Source organism: Halorientalis sp. (assembly GCF_028275115.1).
GTDB lineage: Archaea > Halobacteriota > Halobacteria > Halobacteriales > Haloarculaceae > Halorientalis.
In genome coordinates this window covers 1-22,330 of record NZ_JAQCNH010000087.1, presented here as the reverse complement: position 1 = coordinate 22,330, position 22,330 = coordinate 1, and the positions used below count along the sequence as shown (strand labels likewise).

17 protein-coding genes and 1 pseudogene are annotated in these 22,330 nt (G+C 65.6%); 7 read left to right on the top strand and 11 right to left on the bottom strand.

Features of this window, described 5'->3' with window-relative positions; translation table 11 throughout:
• From Q0964_RS11725 to Q0964_RS11710, 4 genes are all read right to left on the bottom strand, one after another.
• A partial coding sequence (locus Q0964_RS11725; protein ID WP_299267657.1) for a tyrosine-type recombinase/integrase occupies positions 1–672 on the bottom strand: 672 nt, incomplete at its 3' end.
• A gap of 1,202 nt (positions 673–1,874) precedes the next feature.
• Positions 1,875–3,077 carry an iron-containing alcohol dehydrogenase gene (locus tag Q0964_RS11720; protein ID WP_299267654.1) on the bottom strand — a complete coding sequence of 401 codons (1,203 nt, stop codon included), beginning with the start codon at positions 3,075–3,077 and terminating at the stop codon, positions 1,875–1,877.
• Entirely contained in the window at positions 3,070–3,366 is a 297-nt protein-coding gene (locus Q0964_RS11715) for a hypothetical protein (RefSeq protein WP_299267651.1), read from the bottom strand. Before Q0964_RS11715 ends, Q0964_RS11720 begins: the two co-directional genes overlap by 8 nt.
• Entirely contained in the window at positions 3,363–4,793 is a 1,431-nt protein-coding gene (locus Q0964_RS11710; RefSeq protein ID WP_299267648.1) for an aldehyde dehydrogenase family protein, read from the bottom strand. The genes Q0964_RS11715 and Q0964_RS11710 overlap by 4 nt, the downstream gene beginning before the upstream one ends.
• Before the next feature lie 141 nt (positions 4,794–4,934).
• On the opposite strand from Q0964_RS11710, the gene Q0964_RS11705 reads away from it, so the two are divergent.
• The 5 genes and pseudogenes from Q0964_RS11705 (at position 4,935) to Q0964_RS11690 (ending at position 13,841) form a co-directional block, all read left to right on the top strand.
• Positions 4,935–10,349, top strand: a complete 5,415-nt coding sequence (locus Q0964_RS11705) for an AMP-binding protein (RefSeq protein ID WP_299267645.1) — start codon at positions 4,935–4,937, stop codon at positions 10,347–10,349.
• 18 nt (positions 10,350–10,367) lie between these two features.
• Positions 10,368–10,643 (top strand): AIM24 family protein, encoded by a 276-nt coding sequence (locus tag Q0964_RS18495; RefSeq protein WP_414652157.1) that lies wholly within the window; start codon positions 10,368–10,370, stop codon positions 10,641–10,643.
• Positions 10,534–10,960, top strand: a pseudogene (locus Q0964_RS18490) (AIM24 family protein). The gene Q0964_RS18495 and the pseudogene Q0964_RS18490 overlap by 110 nt, the downstream one beginning before the upstream one ends.
• Before the next feature lie 73 nt (positions 10,961–11,033).
• Complete coding sequence (locus Q0964_RS11695) at positions 11,034–12,389, top strand: cytochrome P450 (protein WP_299267641.1); 1,356 nt, start codon at positions 11,034–11,036, stop codon at positions 12,387–12,389.
• Between the two features lie 42 nt (positions 12,390–12,431).
• On the top strand, positions 12,432–13,841 hold the full coding sequence (locus Q0964_RS11690; protein WP_299267639.1) for a carotenoid oxygenase family protein: 1,410 nt from the start codon (positions 12,432–12,434) through the stop codon (positions 13,839–13,841).
• 149 nt (positions 13,842–13,990) lie between these two features.
• Here Q0964_RS11690 and Q0964_RS11685 read toward each other — a convergent pair whose 3' ends face one another.
• Entirely contained in the window at positions 13,991–14,962 is a 972-nt protein-coding gene (locus Q0964_RS11685; protein ID WP_299267636.1) for a M48 family metallopeptidase, read from the bottom strand.
• Positions 14,963–15,057: 95 nt separating this feature from the next.
• On the opposite strand from Q0964_RS11685, the gene Q0964_RS11680 reads away from it, so the two are divergent.
• Entirely contained in the window at positions 15,058–15,303 is a 246-nt protein-coding gene (locus tag Q0964_RS11680) for a DUF7120 family protein (RefSeq protein ID WP_299267633.1), read from the top strand.
• Between the two features lie 31 nt (positions 15,304–15,334).
• On the opposite strand, the gene Q0964_RS11675 is transcribed toward Q0964_RS11680, so the two are convergent.
• The 5 genes from Q0964_RS11675 to Q0964_RS11655 form a co-directional block, all read right to left on the bottom strand.
• The gene (locus Q0964_RS11675) at positions 15,335–15,688 is read right to left on the bottom strand and encodes a hypothetical protein (protein ID WP_299267630.1); all 354 of its coding nucleotides are present in this window, start codon (positions 15,686–15,688) and stop codon (positions 15,335–15,337) included.
• Between the two features lie 90 nt (positions 15,689–15,778).
• A complete protein-coding gene (locus tag Q0964_RS11670; protein WP_299267627.1) occupies positions 15,779–15,925 on the bottom strand; it encodes a hypothetical protein in 147 nt (48 codons plus the stop codon).
• Between the two features lie 64 nt (positions 15,926–15,989).
• Positions 15,990–17,315, bottom strand: a complete 1,326-nt coding sequence (locus tag Q0964_RS11665) for a PH domain-containing protein (RefSeq protein ID WP_299267624.1) — start codon at positions 17,313–17,315, stop codon at positions 15,990–15,992.
• Positions 17,316–17,329: 14 nt separating this feature from the next.
• Positions 17,330–19,507 (bottom strand): N-6 DNA methylase, encoded by a 2,178-nt coding sequence (locus tag Q0964_RS11660; RefSeq protein ID WP_299267621.1) that lies wholly within the window; start codon positions 19,505–19,507, stop codon positions 17,330–17,332.
• Positions 19,508–19,581: 74 nt separating this feature from the next.
• On the bottom strand, positions 19,582–20,970 hold the full coding sequence (locus Q0964_RS11655; RefSeq protein ID WP_299267618.1) for a PH domain-containing protein: 1,389 nt from the start codon (positions 20,968–20,970) through the stop codon (positions 19,582–19,584).
• 188 nt (positions 20,971–21,158) lie between these two features.
• Here Q0964_RS11655 and Q0964_RS11650 point away from each other — a divergent pair, with 188 nt between their 5' ends.
• Positions 21,159–21,341 carry a hypothetical protein gene (locus Q0964_RS11650; protein ID WP_299267615.1) on the top strand — a complete coding sequence of 61 codons (183 nt, stop codon included), beginning with the start codon at positions 21,159–21,161 and terminating at the stop codon, positions 21,339–21,341.
• On the opposite strand, the gene Q0964_RS11645 is transcribed toward Q0964_RS11650, so the two are convergent.
• Positions 21,335–22,330: actin-like salactin (locus tag Q0964_RS11645; protein ID WP_299267612.1), on the bottom strand; the 996-nt coding region annotated here is incomplete at its 5' end. The genes Q0964_RS11650 and Q0964_RS11645 overlap by 7 nt on opposite strands.

Genomic DNA, 22,330 nt, shown 5'->3' with positions numbered 1-22,330 from the left:
GTCGTCAGTCACCTCGTTCCTGATCCTGTCGACATACTCCTCGAGGAGGTCGGCCAGCTCGGACGTGATCGCGACGGGTCGCTGTCCACCTTTGCCGTTCTTGAGGGTGGTGTCCTGATCTGGCCGATGCACCAGCTGGATGTACTCGTCGTCGAAATCCACGTCCTCGACGTCGATCGAATTCGCCGCGCCGATACGGATTCCTGTCTCCCACAGGAGGGCGAGTAGCACGTGTTCGTTCGACGCGTACTCGTACTTCGACAGGTACTCCAGAATGTCCTGTGCTTCCTCAGCCTCGAGAATCTCGTCGTTCTGCCGCTCGTGAGCGCCCACGCGCGGAACCATCACCTTGCTGTAGAGGTTCCCCGGCACGGCTTCGATGGAGCCGGCCCACTTGAGCAACACCCGAAGCGAACTCATCTGCATCCGGAGCGAGAGATCGTTGAGGTCGCCGTCCTCCTGGCGCCAGAGACGGTACCGCTGGAGGTCTCGCCCCGAGAGATCGTTGAGATTGTCGATACCCTGCTCGTCGCACCACCGAATGAAGTGATTCGTCCGGTAGCGATGATTTCTGACGGTCGCGTCCGCGCAACTGGTCGCCTTGTGATCGAGAAACAGATCCTGGGCCGTTTGCGGGTCGATCGGTTCTAAATCGTCTTTGTCCGTGTTCATAGTTGTCACGGACTCCCGACAGCGGACCGCTCGCGCGCGAAATCGTGGGCGAACGATTCACACGAGGTACGTAGCTTGTCCGCCCCGACCCACTGAACTTTTTAACTATTCACCTACGAGTTCCAGATGTGAAGCGGTGAGCGGTTCGAGCACAGAAAACAAGCCGAGTGAACCCCTCGCAGTTCAACTCCGCCCCGACGCGTCTCTGTCGGTGACTGCGACGACAACGGCGTTCGCCGTCGGACCCGCCTCGAGCGCACTCCGGCGGGACTGTTCCGAGACCCAGAGCCACAGTGGCCGGACAGCGGCGATATCGTTCGCTCGAGGTGCTCTGGAAGCTCGGTAAGCCGTTCCCCTTCGGCCCGAGTCCGTAGTCGGCACCCCGCTTTGAAGGCTCTCTAGCCCCGATAGCTACGAGTAGTAATCGAGTCTTATCAAAATTAAAAATTGAGTCGGTTAGATGTGTGTTATACTAGTACGTCGGCGTCGTCGGGCGAGGCATGCCACACGGGCGAGATACGGACCGGCAGAACGAGGGCAGAGCCAATGGACGGTCTGACGAGTACGACAGGCGATCGGATTCGATCTGCTCGGGATTCTCACCGAGTTGCTCGGGTCGCCGACGGACAGTGGCTCGCCGTTGCAGCCTTCGCGTTCGCACTCATTCTCATCGCGTTGAGCGGTTGGCAGTACACGAGCGAGACGTACTGGAAGCCAGCCCTCGTCGCGAGTTCACACGGACTGACCGCCGTCGGCAAGGAGTCGCCTTCTGGCAGTCTGGTGTCGAGAGGACTCTCAGTTCACACCCGGCGCAAAGTGTCACGGCGCGGGACGACCGCAGTTCGGGCCCGTCCCACCCTGCTTTCTTATGCTAGAGACGACGAGCGGCGCCACCACCGCCCGGGCGTGTTACCGTGACGCGACCACAGAAGTACCGAGGGGTGCCCGGGGTGAGTCGGCCGGTGACCGTCGACCGCCGGTCTGGGATTATTGTGATTGCGATGACGAGGATGCCTACTACTCGTGACCTCCGAGTGCCGATTCCGCGGCGTCCCGCCGAGTCCCACCGCAGTAATAACTCTTTCTACGAACGCCGACGAGGGTCGGAAATCGGTGAGGAACGCGACCAGCAGCCGTTCGCTACCCCGGCGGCCGACGGTCGAGGGGTGTGGCGGCGCCGACACGACAGATGACAGCTGGATTCAGGCGACGTCCGCGAGTACGTCGTCGTAGACCTCCAGGTACAGTGTCTCGATCTCGTCGGTGGACGGTTTCCGTGGGTTGTTGTCGGGCGACCCGGACGCCACCGCGTCGGCGGCCATCTCCGGGACGAAACTGGCGTAGGTCTCCCTGTCCGGGATGGTCGCGAACTCGTCGAGGTAGCCGTGGAGTTGGATCTGCTCACAGAGGTCCGCGACCGCGTCGACGCCTGCCTGAGCAGCGTCTCTGTCGGGCGTGTCCTCGTCGGCCGCGTTGAGCAGACGAGCGATGTCGGCGTACCGACCGGGGCGGCCCACCGTGGAAAACGCCATGACGTACGGAAGCAGGATGCCGTTGGCGAGGCCATGGGGGACGTGCAGTTGCGCCCCGAACGGGCGCGCCATGCCGTGGACGAGCGCGACCGAAGCGTTGGTGAACGCCTGTCCGGCCTGGAACTGGCCGATCAGCATCTCCTCGCGAGCCTCGAGGTCGTCACCGTTGGCCCACGCCACTGGCAGCCAGCGGGCGACCCGTTCGATGGCCGCCCGCGCGAGCGTGTCGGACATCGACCAAGCGTGAACAGAGACGTACGCCTCGATGGCGTGGGTCAGCGCGTCGATGCCGGTGAACGCCGTGTGACTCGGCGGGAGCGTCGTCGTCAGCGTCGGGTCCTCGACGGCGACCGCCGGGACGGCCTCGGTCGAGACGACGAGGAACTTCGTCGCGGTCGATTCGTCCGTGACGACGATGGACCGAGTTGCTTCGCTCCCCGTCCCGGCGGTCGTGTTGACCGCACACATCGGTGGAATCGGCTCGGGAACACCCTCGTAGCCCGCCCGGTCGACCGCGTACTCGCGTATCTCGCCACCGTTGGCCGCGAGTACGCCGGTCGCCTTCCCGGTATCGATAGGTGACCCACCGCCGACCGTGACGATACAGTCACAGTCCGCTTCACGGTAGCGTTCGTGGGCGGCGTCGACGTTAGCGACCGTCGGGTCCGGGTCGACCTCGTCGTATACGGTCGTCTCGAGGCCGGCTTCCTGCAGGTGTCCGACGATGCGGTCGCCGTAGCGGTCGAAGACACCGGACGTGGCGACGACGAGCGCGCTCGTCCCACGGGCCATCATCAGGTCACCGATCTGGTCGGCACTCCCGGACCCCATCCGTACCTCGTTCGGGGAGACGAAGCGGTGTGAGTCACTCATAGTCCGTGTCGGCGCGCGAGTGATGGATGTCGTCGGTCATGCCCTGTGGGACACAGAGCGAGTCGACGAGGAGCACGTGGGCGGTCGCCTCGCCGCCGTCGGGGGCCATCTGGTGGGTGTCGGCCGACTCCAGTTCGAGTCCGGACGGGAGCGGTGCGAGCCGTGTCGGAACGTCGTGTCTGTGGTACTCGGTCCCAATCTCGCGGACGGTCTCCATCGGACCGACGAACCGGACCTCCCAGTGCGGATCGAGACCCAGGGTTGCGCGTATCCGCTCCGGGTCGGTCATGATTCCTCCATGAACTCGGCGAACAGCGAGTCCGGGTCCGGTGGGGTGGCGTCTTCGATCGGTCGCGTGACCGTCGTGGTCTGGTAGAACTGCTCGTAGGTTACGTTCTCGTCGAGCTGGTTGCCGCCCCAGGTACCGCCGCCCTCGGAGAGCGTCGACCCGAGTCCGTTCTGGTAGTGGCCGCCGTTGCTGTAGCAGTGGACCTGATTGACGAGGAGACGGGCCACCTCGATCTCCTCGCCTGCCCGGACGGCGCGTCCCTCGCTCCGGGTGTGCAGGCCGACCGAGTGGCCGGCCCCCTCGTAGTCGAGGATGTCAGTCGTCAGGTCGAGCCCTGCCTGGAAGTCCGACACCTCGAACACGTTGAGTACGGGTGTGATCTTCTCACCCGAGAGCGGGTACTGCGGCCCGACGCCTCGCCCCTCTGTCAGTAGCAGGTCGGCCTCGCGGGCGTCGGCGTCGTTGATGCCGGCCATCTCACACAGTTTCGCCGGCGTGACGGCGAGTGCCTCGCGGTTCAGCGACCCGGCCCCGTCGGGGAACAGCAGGTCCTTTATTCGTCCGCGTTGCTCGTCGTCGAGCATGTACCCACCGCGACGTTCGAGCGCCGCGAGCGTCTCCTCGTGGACGTCAGAGACGATGACGGCGTTCCCTTCGCTGGAGCAACTCGTCGAGTTGTCGAAGGTTTTGCTGGCGACGATCCGGTCGGCTGCTGCCTCGGTGTCGGCCGTCTCGTCGACGAAGGCGACGGGGTTGCCTTTGCCGACACAGTAGTTGGGCGTACCGGACTCCTGTCCTGCTTGGACGTTGTTCGCGGACCCGGTCACCTGGAGCAGGTCGACCCGGTCCATCAGTTCGTATGTCTTGTCCTTGCTGACCGGCGGTGGGACCATCTGGACGAGATCGGTCGGAGCCCCGAAGGACTCGAGCCGCTCGTGAACGGCATCGACGACGAGTTCACAGACAGATTGCCCCCGTGGTGACGGTGAGAGGATGATCGCGTTCCGGCCTTTCAGGGCCATCATGGTGAGCAAGATTGAGGTCGCGCCTGGGTTGGTCGACGGGACGACAGCACCCACGACGCCGACCGGCTTCGCGATCTCGACGAGGTTCCGCTCCTCGTCGACGTCCACGACCCCGACGGTTTCGGCACCGAGCATTCCGTCGAGGGCGCCGGCAATCTTCCGGCGCTTTTTCTGATACTTGTCCCCCACGTCCCCGAGGCCCGTTTCCCCCACTGCGACCTCCGAGATTTCCCGACAACGCTCCTCCTCGTAGACGCCCCACGCGACCGACCGAACGAGGTCGTCGACTGCCGACTGGTCGTAGTCGGCAATCCGCCCCATCGCAGCCTCGGCGGTGGTCACGAGTTCCGAAATCAATCGTTCTGGCTCGTCTGAGTCCGTCTCTGTGGTGCTTGAACTCATCCGCGATTCACTGTTCAGTATCGGGGTAAATATAATTATCGATTTCCATAATTAACGTCCATTATAAATATAGAACATGATAAACTTTATATCGAAAAGATACCACCGTAACCATACCGCCGCTCTACGGAGGGACTCATAATGTCAGAGCAGACCACACTCGTGCAGTTGCCGGACTCGATTCGGACCAATCCGATCAGGACACGCGAAGACTGGGAGGCGATGCGTGAGGCGGCACGGACTGATCCGGGTTCGTTCCACGGACGAATCGCGAAGGAGATGCTTCACTGGTACCATCCGGACGAGGAGACCTGGGCGTCGGTCGAGGACGGCAGCTGGACCGGGTTCGACATGTCGGGTAATCCGGCGACGCTGAACCGGTCGCCCGACGCGGACCCCTGGGATGTCGCGTTCGACGACTCCGACCCGCCGCTGTATCGCTGGTTCGTCGGCGGGCAGACCAACGCCTGTTTCAACGAAGTCGACCGACACGTACTGGCCGGTCACGGCGACGAGGTCGCGTACCACTTCGAGGGTGACCGCTGGGACCAGTCGAAAAACGACGGTCGCGGTGGTCCCGTCGTCACCGAGGACGTCACCCGCCGAGACCTGCTCTACAACGTCGTCCTCGCTGCCCAGGTGCTCAGAGACCTCGGCCTCGAGGCCGGCGACCGGGTCGCACTGAATATGCCCAACGTGATGGAGCAGGTCTACTACACGGAGGCGTGCAAGCGATTGGGCATCATTTACACCCCGGTGTTCGGTGGGTTCAGCGACAAGACACTCTCGGACCGCATCGCGGAACTCGACGCGGAAGTCCTCGTCACCGCCGACGGTGGCTACCGGAACGCCGAGGTCGTCCCATACAAGGAGCAGTACGGCGACCCCGCACTCGACGACTTTCTCCCCGTCGAGCGGGTCCGAAACGTCGTCGAGGACACGCTCGCAGCTCTCGACGTCTCGGCCGACCGGGCCGCCGCCATTCGTGAGGGTGTCGAACAGGCCACTCGGGGCGAAATCACGGTCGGCCGTGCGGACGCCATGCGGGGCGTCGGTCACGCACTCACCGACCTGGACGTGGCCCCCGACCGAGCCACCGAACTTCGCACCGAACTCGCGCGGGCACTGGTTCGCACAACCCACATCGTCGACGACGTCATCGTGGTCGAACACACTGGTCAGGAGACACAGATGCACGACCGGGACCACTGGGCCAGCGACCTCGAAGACCGGGCCAGGGAGACGGTCCTCGAGAACGCCGCCGCGGCCGGTTTCGACGTCGAGACCGAGGCCGACCTGTTCGAGTTACCGGACCGGGCATTCGTCCAGGCGTTGTGGGCGAGTTCGACACCGGAACCGGTCGACGCCGAGTACCCGCTGTTCGTCATCTTCACCAGCGGTTCGACCGGGAAACCGAAGGGTGTCGTCCACGTTCACGGCGGGTACACCGCGGGCATCGCCTACACCATGCGGACCTCCTTCGACGTCGTGCCAGGTGAGGACACGGCCTTCGTCGTCGCCGACCCGGGCTGGATTACTGGCCAGTCGTATCTCATCAGCGCGTGCCTGACGACACGGACCACGGGTGTCGTCGCCGAGGGGTCACCACTCTACCCCGACGCTGGACGGTTCTCGTCGATCATCGAGCGCTACGACGCGACCGTATTCAAGGCCGGTGTCACGTTCCTAAAGACGGTGATGGAAGACGAGGCCAACGTCGCGGACATGACAGAGTGGTCGACAGACAGCCTCCGTGTGGCCACGTTCTGTGCGGAGCCGGTCAGCCCTGCTGTCCAGGAGTTCGGCATGGAGCACGTCTGCCCCTGGTATATCAATTCCTACTGGGCGACCGAACACGGCGGCATCGTCTGGACGCACTTCTACGGCAACGACGACCTCGAACTCAGTCCGGACGCTCGAACGCACCCGTGCCCGTGGGTGTTCGGCGACGTTTGGCAGAAAACCGACAGCCCGGACGGAACCGTCACCTGGGAACGAGCCGACGATGGAGAACGCGGCGAAATCATCGTCCGGGAGCCGTATCCATACCTGATGCGGACGGTCTGGGGTGACTCCGAAGGATTCGACCCCGAGAGCCCGACCGACTGGACGGGCGACCGCGAGCGGTTCGAGGACACCTACTGGGTCGAAACGGACGGCGAGTACGCGTACCGCCAGGGCGACGTGGCGATGCAGTACGCGGACGGCGCCTTCTCGCTCCACGGCCGCTCGGACGAGGTCATCAACGTCTCGGGGCACCGGATGGGCACCGAGGAACTGGAGGGCGCGATGCTGCGGGACAAACAGCTCAACCCGGACACGCCGGTGGCGAACGTCCTCGTCGTCGGCGCCCCACATCACGAGAAGGGGCTGGTTCCGGTCGCGTTCGTCCAGACCCGGCCCGGCGAGACGCTCACGACCGAGGTCGAACGCCGCCTCGCGCGACTGGTCCGCGAGGAGAAAGGCAGCGTCGCGGTTCCGGACTCGTTCATCGAGGTCGACGCGTTCCCCGAGACGCGGTCCGGAAAGTACATGCGCCGGATGCTGGCAGCGATGCTGGCCGGTGACGACGTCGGCGACACCACGACGCTAAAGAACCCGGGTGCCATCGACGACGTCAGGCCGAAGACGAGGCAGTGGCGACGCCGCCAGCGGGTCGCCCGTGAACAGGACGTCCTCGACGAGTACCGCTTTTTCAGCGTCCAGTACAATACCGTTCCGGCCACCGAGCGGGAAGTCGCGACCGTGCTGATGGACAATCCACCGGTCAACGCGCTGACTGAACGGGCGCTGGACGAACTCAACACCGTCGCCGAGCACTTAGACCGCCGAGACGACCTCGGCGCGGTCGTCCTCGCAAGCGAGAACGAACCGTTCGTCGCCGGCGCGGATATCGAGCAGTTCCTCGAGGAGGTCCACGAGTCCGAAGAGGCGCGTTCGCTCGCCCGGAAGGCACACGAGGCGTTCCGAAAGCTCGAGACGCTCCCGGTGCCGCTCGTCGCCGCCGTCGACGGAGCGGCGCTGGGCGGCGGCAACGAACTCCAGCTCGCCACTCACTACACTGTCGCCGAGCGCCACGCCGAGTTCGGGCAGCCGGAACTGCGCCTGAACCTCATCCCAGGCTACGGCGGCACCCAGCGGTTCCCCCACGTCTGCCGTGACGCAAACGACGAGGATGGACTGGCGGCCGCGGTCACAGCCATCACCAACGGTCGTGCGATCGATGCCGAGGAGGCCCTCGAGATGGGGCTCGTCGACGAGATCAGCGACCAGCCTGCCCGGGTGCGAGCCGCGGCTCTGGCCAGGGCACACGTCCGGGGCGAAGACACGACGCTCCGAGAGGCCCGCGAAGACCGGCTGACGGCCCGCGAACGCTGGCAGCGAGGAACCGGTTTCGACGAGAGCGTTCTCGGCGACGAACGTGTCTCGCGTAACCGCCGCCAGTGTGAGCACGTCGGTGTCGGCCGCGAGAGCGCTTTCGACCGCGCAGTCGAGGCCATCAGAACCGGCATGGAGGAGGGTATCGCCGCTGGCTTCGAGACCGAGGCCAACCGCTTCGCCGAAGCCGTCGTGGACCCCGACGGCGGCAAGGCGGGTATCGAACGGTTCCTCGAGGGCCGAGCAGAACCGCTGCCGACCCGTCCCCGAGACGCGCCGCCGGTCGACCGTGCGGCGGAACTCGAGTCGCAGGGCGACCTCCTGCCGGTCGGCGAGCCGTTCTACCCGGGCGTCGACGACGTGCCGGACTGGCAGTACGGGTTCGCCGTCGAAAAAGACCCCGAGACGGGTCGTCCGGACCACGGCGACCCCGCGGAGGCGGAGGTCGAGGGGCTCTATCCGGTCGAGGAGCCAGGGCCGAACGAAGTTCTGTTGTACGTTCTGGCCAGCGAGGTGAACTTCAACGACGTGTGGGCTATCACCGGCATCCCGGTCTCGCAGTTCGAAAACCACGACCGCGACCAGCACATCACCGGTAGCGGCGGGGTCGCTCTCGTCGTCGATTCGGGCGGCGCCGTCCAGGAGGAGGGCCGCGTCTCCGTCGGCGACCTCGTGACGGTGTACTCCGGACAGAGCGACCTCCTCTCGCCGCGTATGGGGCTGGACCCGATGTACGCCGGCTTCTCGATCCAGGGGTACGAGGAACCGGACGGCAGCCACCAGCAGTTCATGATCGCCCAGGCGCCGCAGGTGTTCCCGGTTCCCGAGGAGACGACTCTTGAGGAGGCGGGGTCGTACGTCCTCGCGAAGGGGACCGTCTATCGAGCGTTGTTCACGACACTCGAGATCGAGTCCGGCGGCACCATGTTCGTCGAAGGCGGCGCTACCGGCACCGGGTGGGAGTCGGTCCGGACCGCGCTCCGAAATGGGCTCTCGGTGACCGGGATGTGTTCGACCGACGACCGCGTCGAGCGCATCGAGAGTGCCGGCCACGATGCCGCGGCCATCGATCGAACGGACGACGACATCGACGACATCTGGGGCCCCATCCCCGCCGACGAGGACGAGTGGGAACGCTGGAAGGCGGACGGGGAACCGCTCCTCGACCGTATCCGCGAGGCACACGGCGGCCTGGCCGACTACGCGGTGAGCCACGCCGGCGAGCAGTCGTTCCCGCGGACCTTCCAGACGCTGGCAGCGGGCGGGGCAGTCACATTCTGGGGTGCCTCGACCGGTTACCAGATGACGTTCCTCGGCAAACCCGGCGAGAGCACGCCCGAAGCAACGTTCGACAGCGCCGGCCTCGGCGCCGGCGACGGCGTGCTCGTGTTTTACGGCACCGACACCGGGCCGGAGGACACCCTCGACGAGACCGGACTCCGAGCGGTCGAGGCTGCCCGCGAAACCGATGCCGACGTCGTCGTGGTCGCCTACACCGACGAGCAGGCCGAGTTCGTCGAATCGCTCGGGTTCAGCGACGCGGTCAGAGCGGTGCTGTCCATCGAGGGGCTCGAACGCCGCGAGGACGAGTTCGAGTGGCCCGAGACGATGCCGGAGTTCCCCCACCCACAGGCCGACCCCGACGCGTTCAAGCGGGCCGTCCAGGAGTACACAGACACGGCGTTCAAGCCCCTCGGGAAAGCCGTCGGCGAGCACCTCCGCACCCCCGAGAACCCCCGCGGGTATCCGGACGTGGTGTTCGACCGTGCCGGCCACGACGCACTGGGCGTCTCGACGATGCTCGTCCGGCCCCACACCGGCCAGGTCGTCTTCAGCGAAGACATGGGCGACCGCCGGTACTCGTTTTACGCCCCGCAGGTGTGGATGCGCCAGCGTGAGATACACATGCCGACCGCGAGTATCCTCGGGAGCCACCTCTCGAACGGCTACGAGATCCAGCAGCTCAACGCCGAAATCGACGCTGGCGCTCTCGACGTGACCACCCCCGAGGTCGTCGACTGGGAGCGACTACCCGGGGCCCACCAGCGGATGTGGGACAACGAACTCGAAGCCGAATCCTACGTCGCCGACCACGCACTCCCCGACGAGGGCCTTCGGACCCGAACTGAACTGTACAAGGCGTGGGGTAAACGCAACGGGGGAACCGACGACGCGTGATTCGGTTACGACCCCGGTATCGAAATGACGACCGACACTGGCAGTGGCGGCTTGCTCGACTCGGCAAAGCGGTCGGTGCTGGGTGGAGAATCGGTGTTCGTGAACACGTTCACCGCCCAGCAACCAGGGAGCGTCAATCTCGCACCGCCCACGCCGGGCGACGTGCGGGCGCGGTTTCTGGACGATATACCCCGACTCGGGGTCGTATCTCGCCTCGAAGCCAAGCGTCGAGGTCAGCACGGAGCTTCGGGGTGCGTCGACGTTCTTCACGAGCGGCGACGTGTTCCTGATTGAGTTGACCGGAACCGGAACCGTCTTGCTCGACAGCTACGGGGATGGAGACGACCGAGCTGGCCCGAGGCGAACAGTTCAACGTCGACACCGACCACACCGTCGCGGTCGACGCGTCGGTACAGTACGCGACGTTTCGCCCGGGTGGCGTCAAGAACCGTGCCTTCGGCGGTGAGGGGAACGTCGCGAAGTCCTCGGGGCCGGGGAATGTCCGGGTCCGGAACCGTGACTTCGAGAGCCTCGCCGAGAACGTCGCCGGGGGGATTCCTGGCGGTGGTGGGGGCAGCGACGACGGAATCGGTGTCAGCGGCTTCCCTTAAACCGGACACGTGACGGTGTTTGAACGGTTCGAGCGAGCCCAGATATTTATTCGTACAGCCCGTAGTACGGTCGATGTCCCAGACGCCACCTGGTCCCAAAGGGCAGCCACTCTTCGGAAGTAGCCGCCAGTACGCCCGCGACCCGTTCACGTTCGTGACGACGCTGGAACGGGCCTACGGCGGCGTCTCACAGTTCGACATGGGGCCGCTGGAGACGTACATGGTCACCGACCCGGACGCAATTCAGCGAATTCTCGTCTCCGACGCGGCCGACTTCCAGAAACCCGCGTTCCAGGACGACGCGCTCGGCGACCTGCTCGGTGACGGGTTGTTGCTCAGCGACGGCGAAACCTGGCAGAAACAGCGCGAACTGGCCAATCCGGCGTTCAACATGTCACGACTGTCGGGGATGGCCGACCGCATCGTCGGCCACGCCGAGTCGATGGTCGACGGCTGGGCAGCTGGCGACGTAATCGACGCCGAGATGGCGATGACCGGCGTCACGCTGGACGTCATCCTCGACCTGATGATGGGTGTCGAACTCGATGCGGACCGCGTCTCCCACATCCGCGAGCAACTGGAGCCGCTGGGCAGGCGGTTCGAACCCGACCCGATCCGCTTCGCGCTGCCGGACTGGGTGCCCATGCCCGACGACGCCGAATTCAACTCGGCGGTTGCGGAACTGGAAGGTGTAATCGAAGAAATCGTCCGCCGGCGACGGTCGGACGTGGGTCACGAGGGCGACGAGGACGCGCCGATGGACTTCCTGTCTATCCTGCTGCGCGCACGGGGGCGCGGCGAGCAGACCGACGAGCAACTGCGAGACGAGATGATGACGATGTTGCTGGCCGGCCACGACACGACCGCGCTGACGCTGACGTACACTTGGTACCTGCTCTCGGAACACCCCGACGTCGAGCAGCGGGTCCACGCCGAACTCGACGAGGTCGTCGACGGCGGCCAACCCACGATGGCCGACGTGCGCGACCTCGAGTACACGACCTGGACCATCAAGGAAGCGATGCGGCTCTACCCGCCGGTGTACACTATCTTCCGGTCGCCGAAACGGCCCGTCGAAATCAACGGCTACACCCTGCCCGAGGAGGTGACTATCATGCTCCCGCAGTGGGCTGTCCACCGGTCGGACGAGTACTGGGAGGACCCCGAGACGTTCGACCCCGAACGGTTCAGCCCCGAACGTCGGAACGACCGACCGCGGTTCGCGTACTTCCCGTTCGGTGGTGGGCCGCGTCACTGCATCGGCAAACATCTGGCGATGCTGGAGGCCCGGATGATTGTCGCCACCGTCGCGGACCAGTATCGACTCGAATTTCTGGGTGAGTCGCCGCTCGAACTTCTGCCGACACTGACCGCCCACCCGCGCCAGGAGATGTCGATGCGGGTCGTGCCACGCGAGGACCGCGCGTAGGGATGCCCGCAGTTTGATTACCGTCGGTCACCTGTTAGAACTGTGTCGCAACGCACAGCGGCTGAACTGGGGTTTCGGACGCTGACCGAAGAACGAACCGGGACGTCGCTCCCGGTCACGGGAACCGTCCCAGCGTGGCTCTCGGGAACGCTCATCCGCAACGGTCCGGGACGATTCGACGCCGGCGGCGGAGTCAACCACTGGTTCGACGGCCTCGCCATGTTACGTCGTTACGCCTTCGACGACGGCGAAGTCGAGTACACGAACCGGTTTCTCCGGACCGAGGCTTATAAACGGGCCGAGGCGGGCGAGTCGACCCGTCAGTTCGCCACCGGTGCGAGCGGGCTGTCGGAACTCCGGCGGTGGGTTCGGGCGCTCGGACCGCCCGAACCGACCGACAACGCCAACGTCCACCTCGCCCGTATCGGCGACCGCTTCGTCGCCCAGACGGAGGTCCCTCGCTGGATCGAGTTCGACCCTCACACCCTGGAAACCGTCGGCGAGTTCACCTTCGACGACGGCGTCTCGACGCAGATGGCGACGGCCCATTTCGTCGTCGACGACCACCACGGCGAGTCCATCGGGTACGGACTCTCGTTCGGCCGGCAGACCGAATACCACGTCTATCGGGTTCCACACGGGAGCGACCGACGCGAGGACATCGGGCGTGTCACGGCCGAGGGACCGGGCTACGTCCACAGCGTCGCCGTCACGCCGAACCACGTCGTCCTGCTCGAACCGCCCCTGCACATCGACGTGCTTCGCGGGTTGTCGCCTTGGACCGAAGGGTTCGCCGGCATGCTCTCGTACGACGCCGATGCGGGGACACGAATCGTCGTGTTGGACCGGACGACGGGCGAAATCGTCGCCGATCCCACTGCCGATCCGTTCTTCGTCTTTCACCACGTGAACGCCTTCGAGCGTGACGGCGAGGTCGTGCTGGACCTGGTGGCGTTCGAAGACGCCGGTATCGTGGACGCCTTGGCACTCGACGAACTCCGGTCGGGCGGGTTCGCTGACTCGCCGGACGGTCACCTCGTCCGCTACCGAGTCGACCCCCGGACGGGCGAAACGGACCACGAGCGCCGGTCTCCAGGCGGCATCGAACTACCGACGGTTCCACCGGCCGTCCGGACCCGTCCGTACCGGTACGCCTACGGGCAGGCTACAGACCGCTCGGGTGCCAACGGCCTCGTAAAAGTCGACGTGGAGGCGGGCACCGCGACCGAGTGGTGGGAGGAGGGTGTCTACGTCGAGGAACCGCGGATGGTCCAGCATCCCGACGGTGACGCGGAGGACGAGGGTGTCGTCCTCGCACCGGCACTCGACACCGATGCCAGGCGGACGTATCTGCTCGTCTTCGATGCCGAGACGCTGACGCTCCGGGCGCGTGCCCGAGTCCCGCACGCGGTCCCTTTCGGCTTCCACGGGCGCTTTTTTTCGGGCCTGTAATTCAGGGGCGCTCAGCCGACGATTTCAGCGATTTCGGCGTGGCCGAAACAGACGGAACTCCCGGTCATCGCGACGCGCTCACAGTCGTCCTCTGCGCAGGACTGCAGGGTGGGAAGGCACATTCCGTCTCGGGCTTTGGCCCTGGATTATTAGCGCTGTCGCTCGGACCGACGGTCGAAATCACCGGACCCGCTGGCGGTCGGTCGCCCGGGCGCGTTCGCGGAGGCGCTCGATGCGCTCGTTGACGGCGGGGTGGGTCGAAAAGACCTGTCCGAGCGTTCCGTCCTCGTCGCCAGGGTGTACAGCGGTGAGAGCAGACTCCAGTCCGGGTCGCGAACGCGGTCGATCTTCGTCAGTGCGCGGGCCAGCGCCAGCGGGTCGTCGGTCACCGACGCCGCGCGGTCGTCGGCGGCTAGTTCCCGCCGGCGCGAGTGGGCACGGAGCACGAGCGTGAGCAGAAAAAAGAGGACGACGATGCCGTTCCCGACCAGCAGACGGAGCTGCCCGAGCGACCCTTCGGCCCACCGGGTCGGCCGGCCGCGGATCCAGGCCACACCCTGGGCCAGTCCGGTCAGAAAGAGCGTGACGGGCAACAGTAGAACCGTCACGATACCGACCAGCGTCCGCAGACCGCTGTAGGCGAGCGTCTGGACCAGGCTGTCGCGGCTCTCCAGGTGGGCGAACTCGTGAGCGAGGAGTCCCTCTAGCTCCGCAGGCGAGAGTAGCCGAAACAGCGACCGGTCGAGTACCACTGCGCCGTCGGTGCGACTGCCAAGCGACAGCGCGTTGGGAACCGACAGGTCGGCCACGAGGAGGCGTGGCGTCTCGATACGCATGTTCCCCGCCAGTCGGTCGGCACGGCGGTACAACTCCGGGGCGCGCTCTCGCTGGATGTCGACGGCGTCGACGCTCGCGAGTAACCGGTTGGTTCCGTACTGGTAGCTGAGGTAGGCGAACACCAGTATCGCGACGCCGACGACGACGATGGTCGTCCCCAGTGGCGGCCGACTCTTCCAGAACCACAGCAACAACGAGTACACGAACCAGGCGGCCAGTCCGTACCCGACCAGCAGGGAGAGGCCGACGCCAGCCATGAGCGCTCGCAGTCCCAACCGGTCCATAGCGGCGGTAGCCGTCTCCGGCGCAAAGGCGTGTCGGCTCGAACCTGTCACCGAAGCCCAGAATATTGCAGCCGGACGATAGGATAGTACCGAGTGTGCCGACTGTCGAAGTCTCGCTTCCACAGGACGTACACGCGCAGTTCGAACGGCTAGTCGACGAGGAGTTCGTCACCGAAGAGGCGGCGGTCGAGGAGTTGCTCTCGGCAGGGTTGGACGCGTACACACGGGACGTGTCCGGCGACGACCGGGACGCGACGGACGTGGCGGACGAGTTCGCCGACGACATGTGGAACACCGCCGGAGACCCGGCTACCGGCGGTTCGGAGGACGATTACATCTGAGTCGACGGGCGTCGTCCTCCCGCCCGGGCTCTCAGTCCGCGGCGGTGGCCGACGCCTCTTCCAGATACTCCCAGCCATCCAGCCGTGCGGCCGTCAGGAGGTCATCGATCAACTCCGCGCCCGTGCCGGCTGCGCTCGCCTCGTCGTCACTCTCGACGGCCACCGTCACCTCCCCCTGGACCGTGATTCGGTATGGGTCGAACGGTCCAGCCGGGAACTCGAACACGTCGATGGCCTCGGCGGCCACCGACTCGAAGGGCTCGCCACCCGCCTCGCGAATATCCGCCCTGATAGAGTCGCCGGCGTCGCTCTTGGCCGTGCCCGTCGTGCCCGCACTCTCTGTTGCGACCGTCTCGAACGTCCGCCGAACGTGGTAGGTACGCATGGTCGGTGGTTGACAGTCCGACGTATTTAGATGGCCGGTCTGGCACGCGCCGTGACCCACGTGGGGGCAGCGTGGCCGGGTCGAACCACCCTATTCTCGCTCGGCAGCCTCCTCCAGTGTGACAGCGGTGTCCAACCGAATCCAGGCGCGGGCGTCGTCCGGACTGCAGACGATGTAGTCGCCACTCCCGACCTCGAACCCGGTCCAGCGTTCTTCGGTGTCCTCGTTCGTACTCACTCGGGAGTTACACACGGCAGCCGAAGAACGGGCCAGGCGGTTCCCAGAGCGTGTAAACGGCCCCTCAGGTACGAGGGTCGGCCGTTTTGCCGTCGACGTTCTCGGGGAGACTGTCGAGGGCGCGCTCGAACCGCCCGGGGTCACACGACCGGAACTCTGCTGCGACCTGTCGGGCGGACTCGTAGTGGTCGCGGGCGCGGTCGTACGCCTCGACGGCCGTCGCCGCGTCGCCGGCCTCGCGAGCCGCCTGGCCGCGGTCCCGGGCCTCGTCCGCCACCGTCCGATGTGCCTCGACCAGTTTCTGCGCGGCCCACTCCACCTGGAAGCGAAGCGAGTCCGGGTCGCCGTCGAACACGTCCTCACGACGCAGGACGAGCGTAAGCGCCTCGTGGCAGGTGTCCAGCGCCGTCGTCCAGCGATCGACGGCCGTCCGGGCCTCGGCCCCAGTCGCGGCTTCACAGGCCTCGGTGGCTTCTCTGAGGGGGGCTGCGCCGACCTCGGTCACGGCCTTCTCGACGCCGGCCATCTCGTTTGGCAGATCGTCGGCGGCCTGGTACTCGACATCGTCCGATAGGTCCGTGGCGCGTTCGTACTCCGACAGTGAGCGGCTGTACGCTTCGTAGGCCTCGAGGTAGTCGCCGTCGGTCCGGGCGGACTCGGCGGCACCGGCGAGGTGGCGCGCCTGGGTCCAGTGGGTGCGAATCCGCGCCAGCGACAGCCGCGACTCCAGTTGAGCGACCCGCCGATGCATGGCGTGGTCGCCGTCACGGAAGTTCGTGGCCACCTGCTCGGCCTCCCCGAGTAACTCCTCTGTCCGGTCGATGGCGGTCCGCGCCATCATCGGATCCCCGTCGTCGAGCGTATCTTCGACCTCTGTGAGGTGTTCCCGGGCCTTTTCGAGGCGGCGGTCGAGAGCCACCCAGTACGAGATTGCCGTTTCGATGTGCTCTTCGACGTGCCCGTAGTCCTCCCGGCCGCCGAGCCAGAAGGTGTACCGGTCGCTGGTCCGCGCCGTCAGTGTCAGACGGCTCTTGAGCATCCCGCTCTTGCTTTCGACGGACCTGATCTCCGTATACGGCAGCGACACCCTCCGGTTCTGGCCGCTTTTCTCCTCGTTGCCGCCCACGAGCAACAGGACCCGCTCGTCGGTTACCGCCAGAACGGCGTTGTACGCCGACCCGGGCCTGACGACCTGTTCGCCGTTGCTGTCCTCGTGTTTGATTCCTCTCTTTTCGTTCGTCAGGACGTACGCCGGTTCCTCGGTGCCCTCGAAGACGTCGTCGAGGCGCACCCCTTTGAGGTAGCCGTTCCCACTGCCGTCCCTCAACACTGTGTGTTCAACGTTCCTGCTGCCCCCCATCGTGACCTCGTAGTTACCAAGCGTTCTCACTCCTCCTTAATCAATTACTCGCCCGTACTCTCAGACGAGGCGACGTCCCTGCCACCGGCCAGCCATTGCTCGACGAGACGGTCGATTTCGGTCTCGATAGCCGACAGCGAGGGGTTATCGTCCGCCATCCCGTCGGCCGCCGCGACCCGCTCGTGTGCGTCGACGGACAGGTCCGCCAGCCGGTCGCTGAGCGGACAGTCGGCCGGTACGGGAAGGTCGAGCTCGGAGACGACGGACTTCGAGAGGCTCGCCTTCCCGTTCGAGGACAGGTCCCGGAGCGTTCGCTGGTATGGTGCGGCGTTGAGCAGCGCACAGAGAAAGTGTGCCTCCCGTCGGTCGTCGGTCGCGATGAACATGTAGTGGTCCCCGGGGATCGCCTGTTTCTCGCCCAGGTCCGAATCGTCGCGGGTCGAGACCACGGTAAAATCCGGTTTGAACCCCAGCCGACACCACGCCACCTTGTAGTCGGCCCAGGTGTACGCCCCCAGACCGAACACCGAGTAGAACGGGCCCCGGTCCAGCCAGGACGAGGACCGGTCGGCCAACCGCTCGCGGTTGCCAGTTAGGTAGTCGTACGTCTTCGGGTACCGCTCGCGGAGCCACGCCTCGTTGTCCTCGCCGGCCTGCTCCTGTGGAATCAGCCGCAGGTCGTGACCGGTCAGTCCCCACTTTCTGACGTGTCGAGACTTGAGATACGGAAACACTGGACCGGGTTCGAGCCGGTTCAACTCCGTCCGGTCCAGCCCGAACACCGCGTTCGCATCGTCTTTCAAACCGTGTCTGATTTCGTGGGAACACGTCCCCAGCGCCGCCCGCTCGGCGTCGGCCCGGAGCCACGCTGTCGTCGGGTCGTCTGGGTCGAGCGGCACGACCTCGGTCGCCGTCGACGCGACACTAGTCCGGAGTGTGGCCCCGGAGTCAAAGTCAGCCTCCCCGTCGCCAGGCGTCCAGACCGTCGCCGGCACCGGAAAGGACGGCTCGGCGTCGGCCTTCAGCGCGTAGACCGCGGCGTTCGCTCCGACCGCTGGAAACGGGTCGAGTGCAGAGAGGTCCTGAACGTCCCGGAGGGCGAGCGAGCGGTCGCCGACACGCAACCGCCTGAGGACCGCTCCTGCCGGCCCCCGCATCAGGTCGCGTTTGAGGACGAACGCCGCCGCCCCACCCGCACGGAGGTATCGGTGGACGCAGGTCCAGGCGAACGGCACCGACACGTCGTCGTTACTGTGACCCAACCGGGCGGCGACGCCCTCGTGTGGCTGCAGGTCGAGTGGCTGGACGTACCGTTCACGCCACCGGTTTTTGAGCCGCTCTGCGAGCCGCTCCCACGGTATCCACGGCGGGTTTCCGACGAGGGCATCGAACTGCGGGTCGAGGGAGTCACCACGGAAATCGATGCCGTCGTCCCGGGTCAGTCCGAGCGCGTCTGTCAGGAACACCGGAACCGCAAACCGGTCTCGGTTCGTCGCCTCGAGTTCGTCGAACAGCGCGACACAGTACGCGAGCGTCGCCGATTTAATTGCGACCGGACTCACGTCGATACCGACGACCGACGCGACCGCGGCGTCGAGGAACTCCTCCCGGGACCCGGTCCAGGCCGCCCGCTTCCGGTCCAGTGTGGCGGTCAGGAACACTCCCAGTCCACAACCCGGGTCAAGAACGCTCGTGTCGGTCACCGGCGCCGGAAGGGCGTCGAGCGCGAGGTCCGCCACTCCGCGGGGCGTGTAGTACTCACCGAGCGCGAGTCGGACTTCCCGAGAGACCACGTCGGTGTAGATGTCCCGGAGCGTGTCCGGTGTTAGCCGCCTCAGGGCCGCGTCGTCGATGGCCGCCGTGACCTGCGCCCGGCCCTGGTCGGGTGGGCACACGTGGTCGTGGAGGCCGCCGAGCGCGACGCCGGTCGCCCCCGTGTTCGTCCCTGGTTCCCGGTTCGTGACTGTTACACCCGTTCTGTCTTCGACGGCATCGAGCAGACAGTCGAGCAGGAAGTCGACGTAACACGTCTCGACGAACGCGCGGTCGACGGGGTCGTCGGTGTCGAGGTGCGCGAACACGTCTCCGTGGCTGGCGCGGACGAACGACGCCCAGCGGTCCCGGGCGGCGGCGAGTGGTCCGTCCTCGTCGAGCCGGTCCCGGGCGACGGTGCGATAGGCTGTATGCTGGGCGTCGGCGTCGAACTCCCGGAACGGGACCATTCGCTCCCGGGTTCGAGCGGCCCTCTCAAATAACCCCTGTCCGCGGCTGGGACCGTCCCGAGAGCGGGAGTGTGTCAGTCCTGCGAGAACCGCTGGATCCGCGGGTCGCTGTCGGACATCTCCCCGACGAACTCGAAACCGTCGTCGGTCGGTGCCTCGACGGCGTCGACGAGTTCCGCGAACGTTTCGGCGGACGACTCGAGTATCGGGGCCAACTGGGGCTTCAGTTCCTTGGCGACACCGAGGGCCCGGTCGATTTCGGCGTGCCCAGTCCCGTAGGCGGCCCGGGCTGCATCCCGTCTGCCTGCCACCCGGAGCCGGTGCCCGGCCGCCAGGTGATACGCAGCCAGTAACCGGCGTCCGTGTACTAGTTCACCGACGACCCGCTCGACGGCTTCGCGCATCTCGTCCCTGTCGCCGGCGAACCGCTGTTCGTCGCTGCCCCAATCGAGGACGAGCGCGGTCTGGTACCGTTCCAGAGCGACTTCGAGCTGCGAAACCGTCGCAGTCGGCGTCTCCGCGTTACGCGCGCGGTCGAAAGCAGTCTCGGCGCGCCGAAGCGGTGATTTCGAGAGGTGGTCGAGACGCTGTGTCACCGTGTCGGCGCTCTCGCGAATCTCGCGCTCCTCCGGAAACTCGTGGCCCCGCGCGATGTCGAGCGCGCGCTCGTACTGTGCCTGTGCTTCCAAGAAGGCGCTGTAGGCGTTGTTGTACTGTTCCCGCCGCCACTCGTCGTTGGCCACCGTCGCGCGCTCCTCGGCTCGTGAGACGTGGATGGACATGACACTAGCCTCGAGCCGACGTTCGACTTCGCGGACGCGCTCCCAGATGGTGTCGTCCCGGCTCTCGGTCAGTTCTGGGGCCTTTCGCTGTGCCTCCTCGATGTGGTCTCTAGCCGCACTCGCGGCCGCGCGAGCGCCGTCGTGGTCCGCCTCGGCGAGCCTGTCGTCTACGTCTACGAGGCGCTTGCGGGCGTGTCCGAGTTGGCCCTCGACGCGTGACCAGACCACTGCGGCCCGTTCGAGATACTCGACCGCCGGTTCGATGTCGACGGTACTCCGGACCGCGAACTGCCACTTGACGCCGTCGGTCGTCCAGATGTCGACACCTTTCGTGAGCATCCCCCGACGGGTCTTCACGTCCTCGACTTCCACATACGGAATGGTAAAAGAAATGTCGCCCGTGCCGTTGCTGTCACCGACGACGAAGAGGACGCGCGTGTCGGTGACCGCCGCGATGGCCTGATACCCATCACCCGGCGTATACGCCGCCGCGTCCTCGTCCGTCTCACGCCTGACTCCCTTTTTCTTGTTTGATAATAGAAATGCCACACGCTCGGCGGCTCCCAGGTGCTCGATGAGCGGCTCGTCGGCGAGATAGCCACTGACGAATACACCGCCGCTGCCCGTCCCCGTGAGCAACTCCTCGTCGGAAATCGCGTTCTCGTCCTGGGAAGCTAACATGAGTTCGCACGACTACAATGATTCTCGTTGATAATGAGTCGTACGCTCGATAAAGTGGGCGTCAGACGTTATACTTACCCGACCACTTGCAAAACAAAGCCGTGGTGCCGCCGAGCGAGCCTCGCGTGTGTCACAGCGCCGACGCGTGTCTGACTGGGGTTTAGGTGAGTTGATTGTCTCTGTGTGGTATGCCACGGTTGGCGCTGGATCTGCCCGACGAACTCGGACGAGTCGAGAACAGTCGCGAGAACGGTGAGAGCCGGGGCGAGGAGACTCCCGTCGGGACCCCGGTGGCCGTGCGCGGGAGGGGTGCCGACGACACGAGAGTCGCTCGGTGGCACCGGTGCTGGGCCGGGTTCGAGGGTCAGTAACTGTCGCCGTCGATCAACTGTGCAGCGATGCGCTGGGCGCCGACGGTCGCCGAGAGGTCCGGCCGGTCGGGTGCGGTGGCCGTAACCTCCCGATTCAGTTCCTCGCTTAGACGTTCCTCGAACTCGTCGACGATGCCCGGCACGCAGGCCATCCCGCCCGTCAGAACGACCGGCTGGTCGAGTGCCAACTGGTAGACTTTCATGTAGTCGTTGGCCAGATCCGGCAGGAAGCTGTTGGCAATCTCCTCGACTACCTCGTCGAGATAATCGTTGCAGGCGTCCATCACGCTGCGTTCGATAGTGAACTCGTGAGCCCCGCCACCGGGTTGCTGGATCACGTCGGTGAAAGGCTCGAAGTCGACGAAATCGGCGTGGTTTTCCTTGTACTCCCGGGCAGTGGTCTTGTCGATGTTGACACGACCTTGAGTCTCTTCTTCGACGTTGTTCGCGATCATCCGGTCGATCTCGTTGCCCGTCACCGCGCCGGTCGCGAACGGCGTGAGTTGTTCGCCGCGCCGGTAGGCCGCGGCCTCGAGATTGGTCGACCCCATGTTGACTGCGGTGAAAATCTCGCTGACGGCCTCCAACTCCTCACCGATGGCGGGGATCGAACCACACAGTGACTCCGGATAGCTCTGGACGCCGGCCTCGCCGATTGCACTGTCCTCGATCACAGACTCGAGATTGGCCAGCCCCTTCTCGTTGTCTATGGTCGGGATGGCGTAGACGACGACGCTCGCTTCGGGCACGTCGTGTTCCTCGATCAGGGCGTCGAAGAACTTCTTGGTCAACTCCGCCCGGTCGTCGTCCTCGGGTAGGCCAGAGCGCAACATGAACTGCGCACGGTCGGCGTACTCCGTCGCCGCCTCGCCGCCGTACAGCACCCGTTCTTCGCCGGTGAGTTGATCCTCGTAGGTAGCCAGACAGGTCAGCGTCCGAATCGTGTCCAGTCCACCCTCGCCGTCCGGGAGGGCGATTACGGTCCGGGT

What these genes read in the sequence shown, in the direction of transcription:
- Q0964_RS11650 (WP_299267615.1), top strand. Translation starts at nt 21,159, where the DNA reads ATGCCACGGTTGGCGCTGGATCTGCCCGACGAACTCGGACGAGTCGAG.
- Q0964_RS11660 (WP_299267621.1), bottom strand. Translation starts at nt 19,507, where the DNA reads ATGGTCCCGTTCCGGGAGTTCGACGCCGACGCCCAGCATACAGCCTAT.
- Q0964_RS11695 (WP_299267641.1), top strand. Translation starts at nt 11,034, where the DNA reads ATGTCCCAGACGCCACCTGGTCCCAAAGGGCAGCCACTCTTCGGAAGT.
- Q0964_RS11710 (WP_299267648.1), bottom strand. Translation starts at nt 4,793, where the DNA reads ATGAGTTCAAGCACCACAGAGACGGACTCAGACGAGCCAGAACGATTG.
- Q0964_RS11705 (WP_299267645.1), top strand. Translation starts at nt 4,935, where the DNA reads ATGTCAGAGCAGACCACACTCGTGCAGTTGCCGGACTCGATTCGGACC.
- Q0964_RS11675 (WP_299267630.1), bottom strand. Translation starts at nt 15,688, where the DNA reads ATGCGTACCTACCACGTTCGGCGGACGTTCGAGACGGTCGCAACAGAG.
- Q0964_RS11720 (WP_299267654.1), bottom strand. Translation starts at nt 3,077, where the DNA reads ATGAGTGACTCACACCGCTTCGTCTCCCCGAACGAGGTACGGATGGGG.
- Q0964_RS11685 (WP_299267636.1), bottom strand. Translation starts at nt 14,962, where the DNA reads ATGGACCGGTTGGGACTGCGAGCGCTCATGGCTGGCGTCGGCCTCTCC.
- Q0964_RS11715 (WP_299267651.1), bottom strand. Translation starts at nt 3,366, where the DNA reads ATGACCGACCCGGAGCGGATACGCGCAACCCTGGGTCTCGATCCGCAC.
- Q0964_RS11655 (WP_299267618.1), bottom strand. Translation starts at nt 20,970, where the DNA reads ATGTTAGCTTCCCAGGACGAGAACGCGATTTCCGACGAGGAGTTGCTC.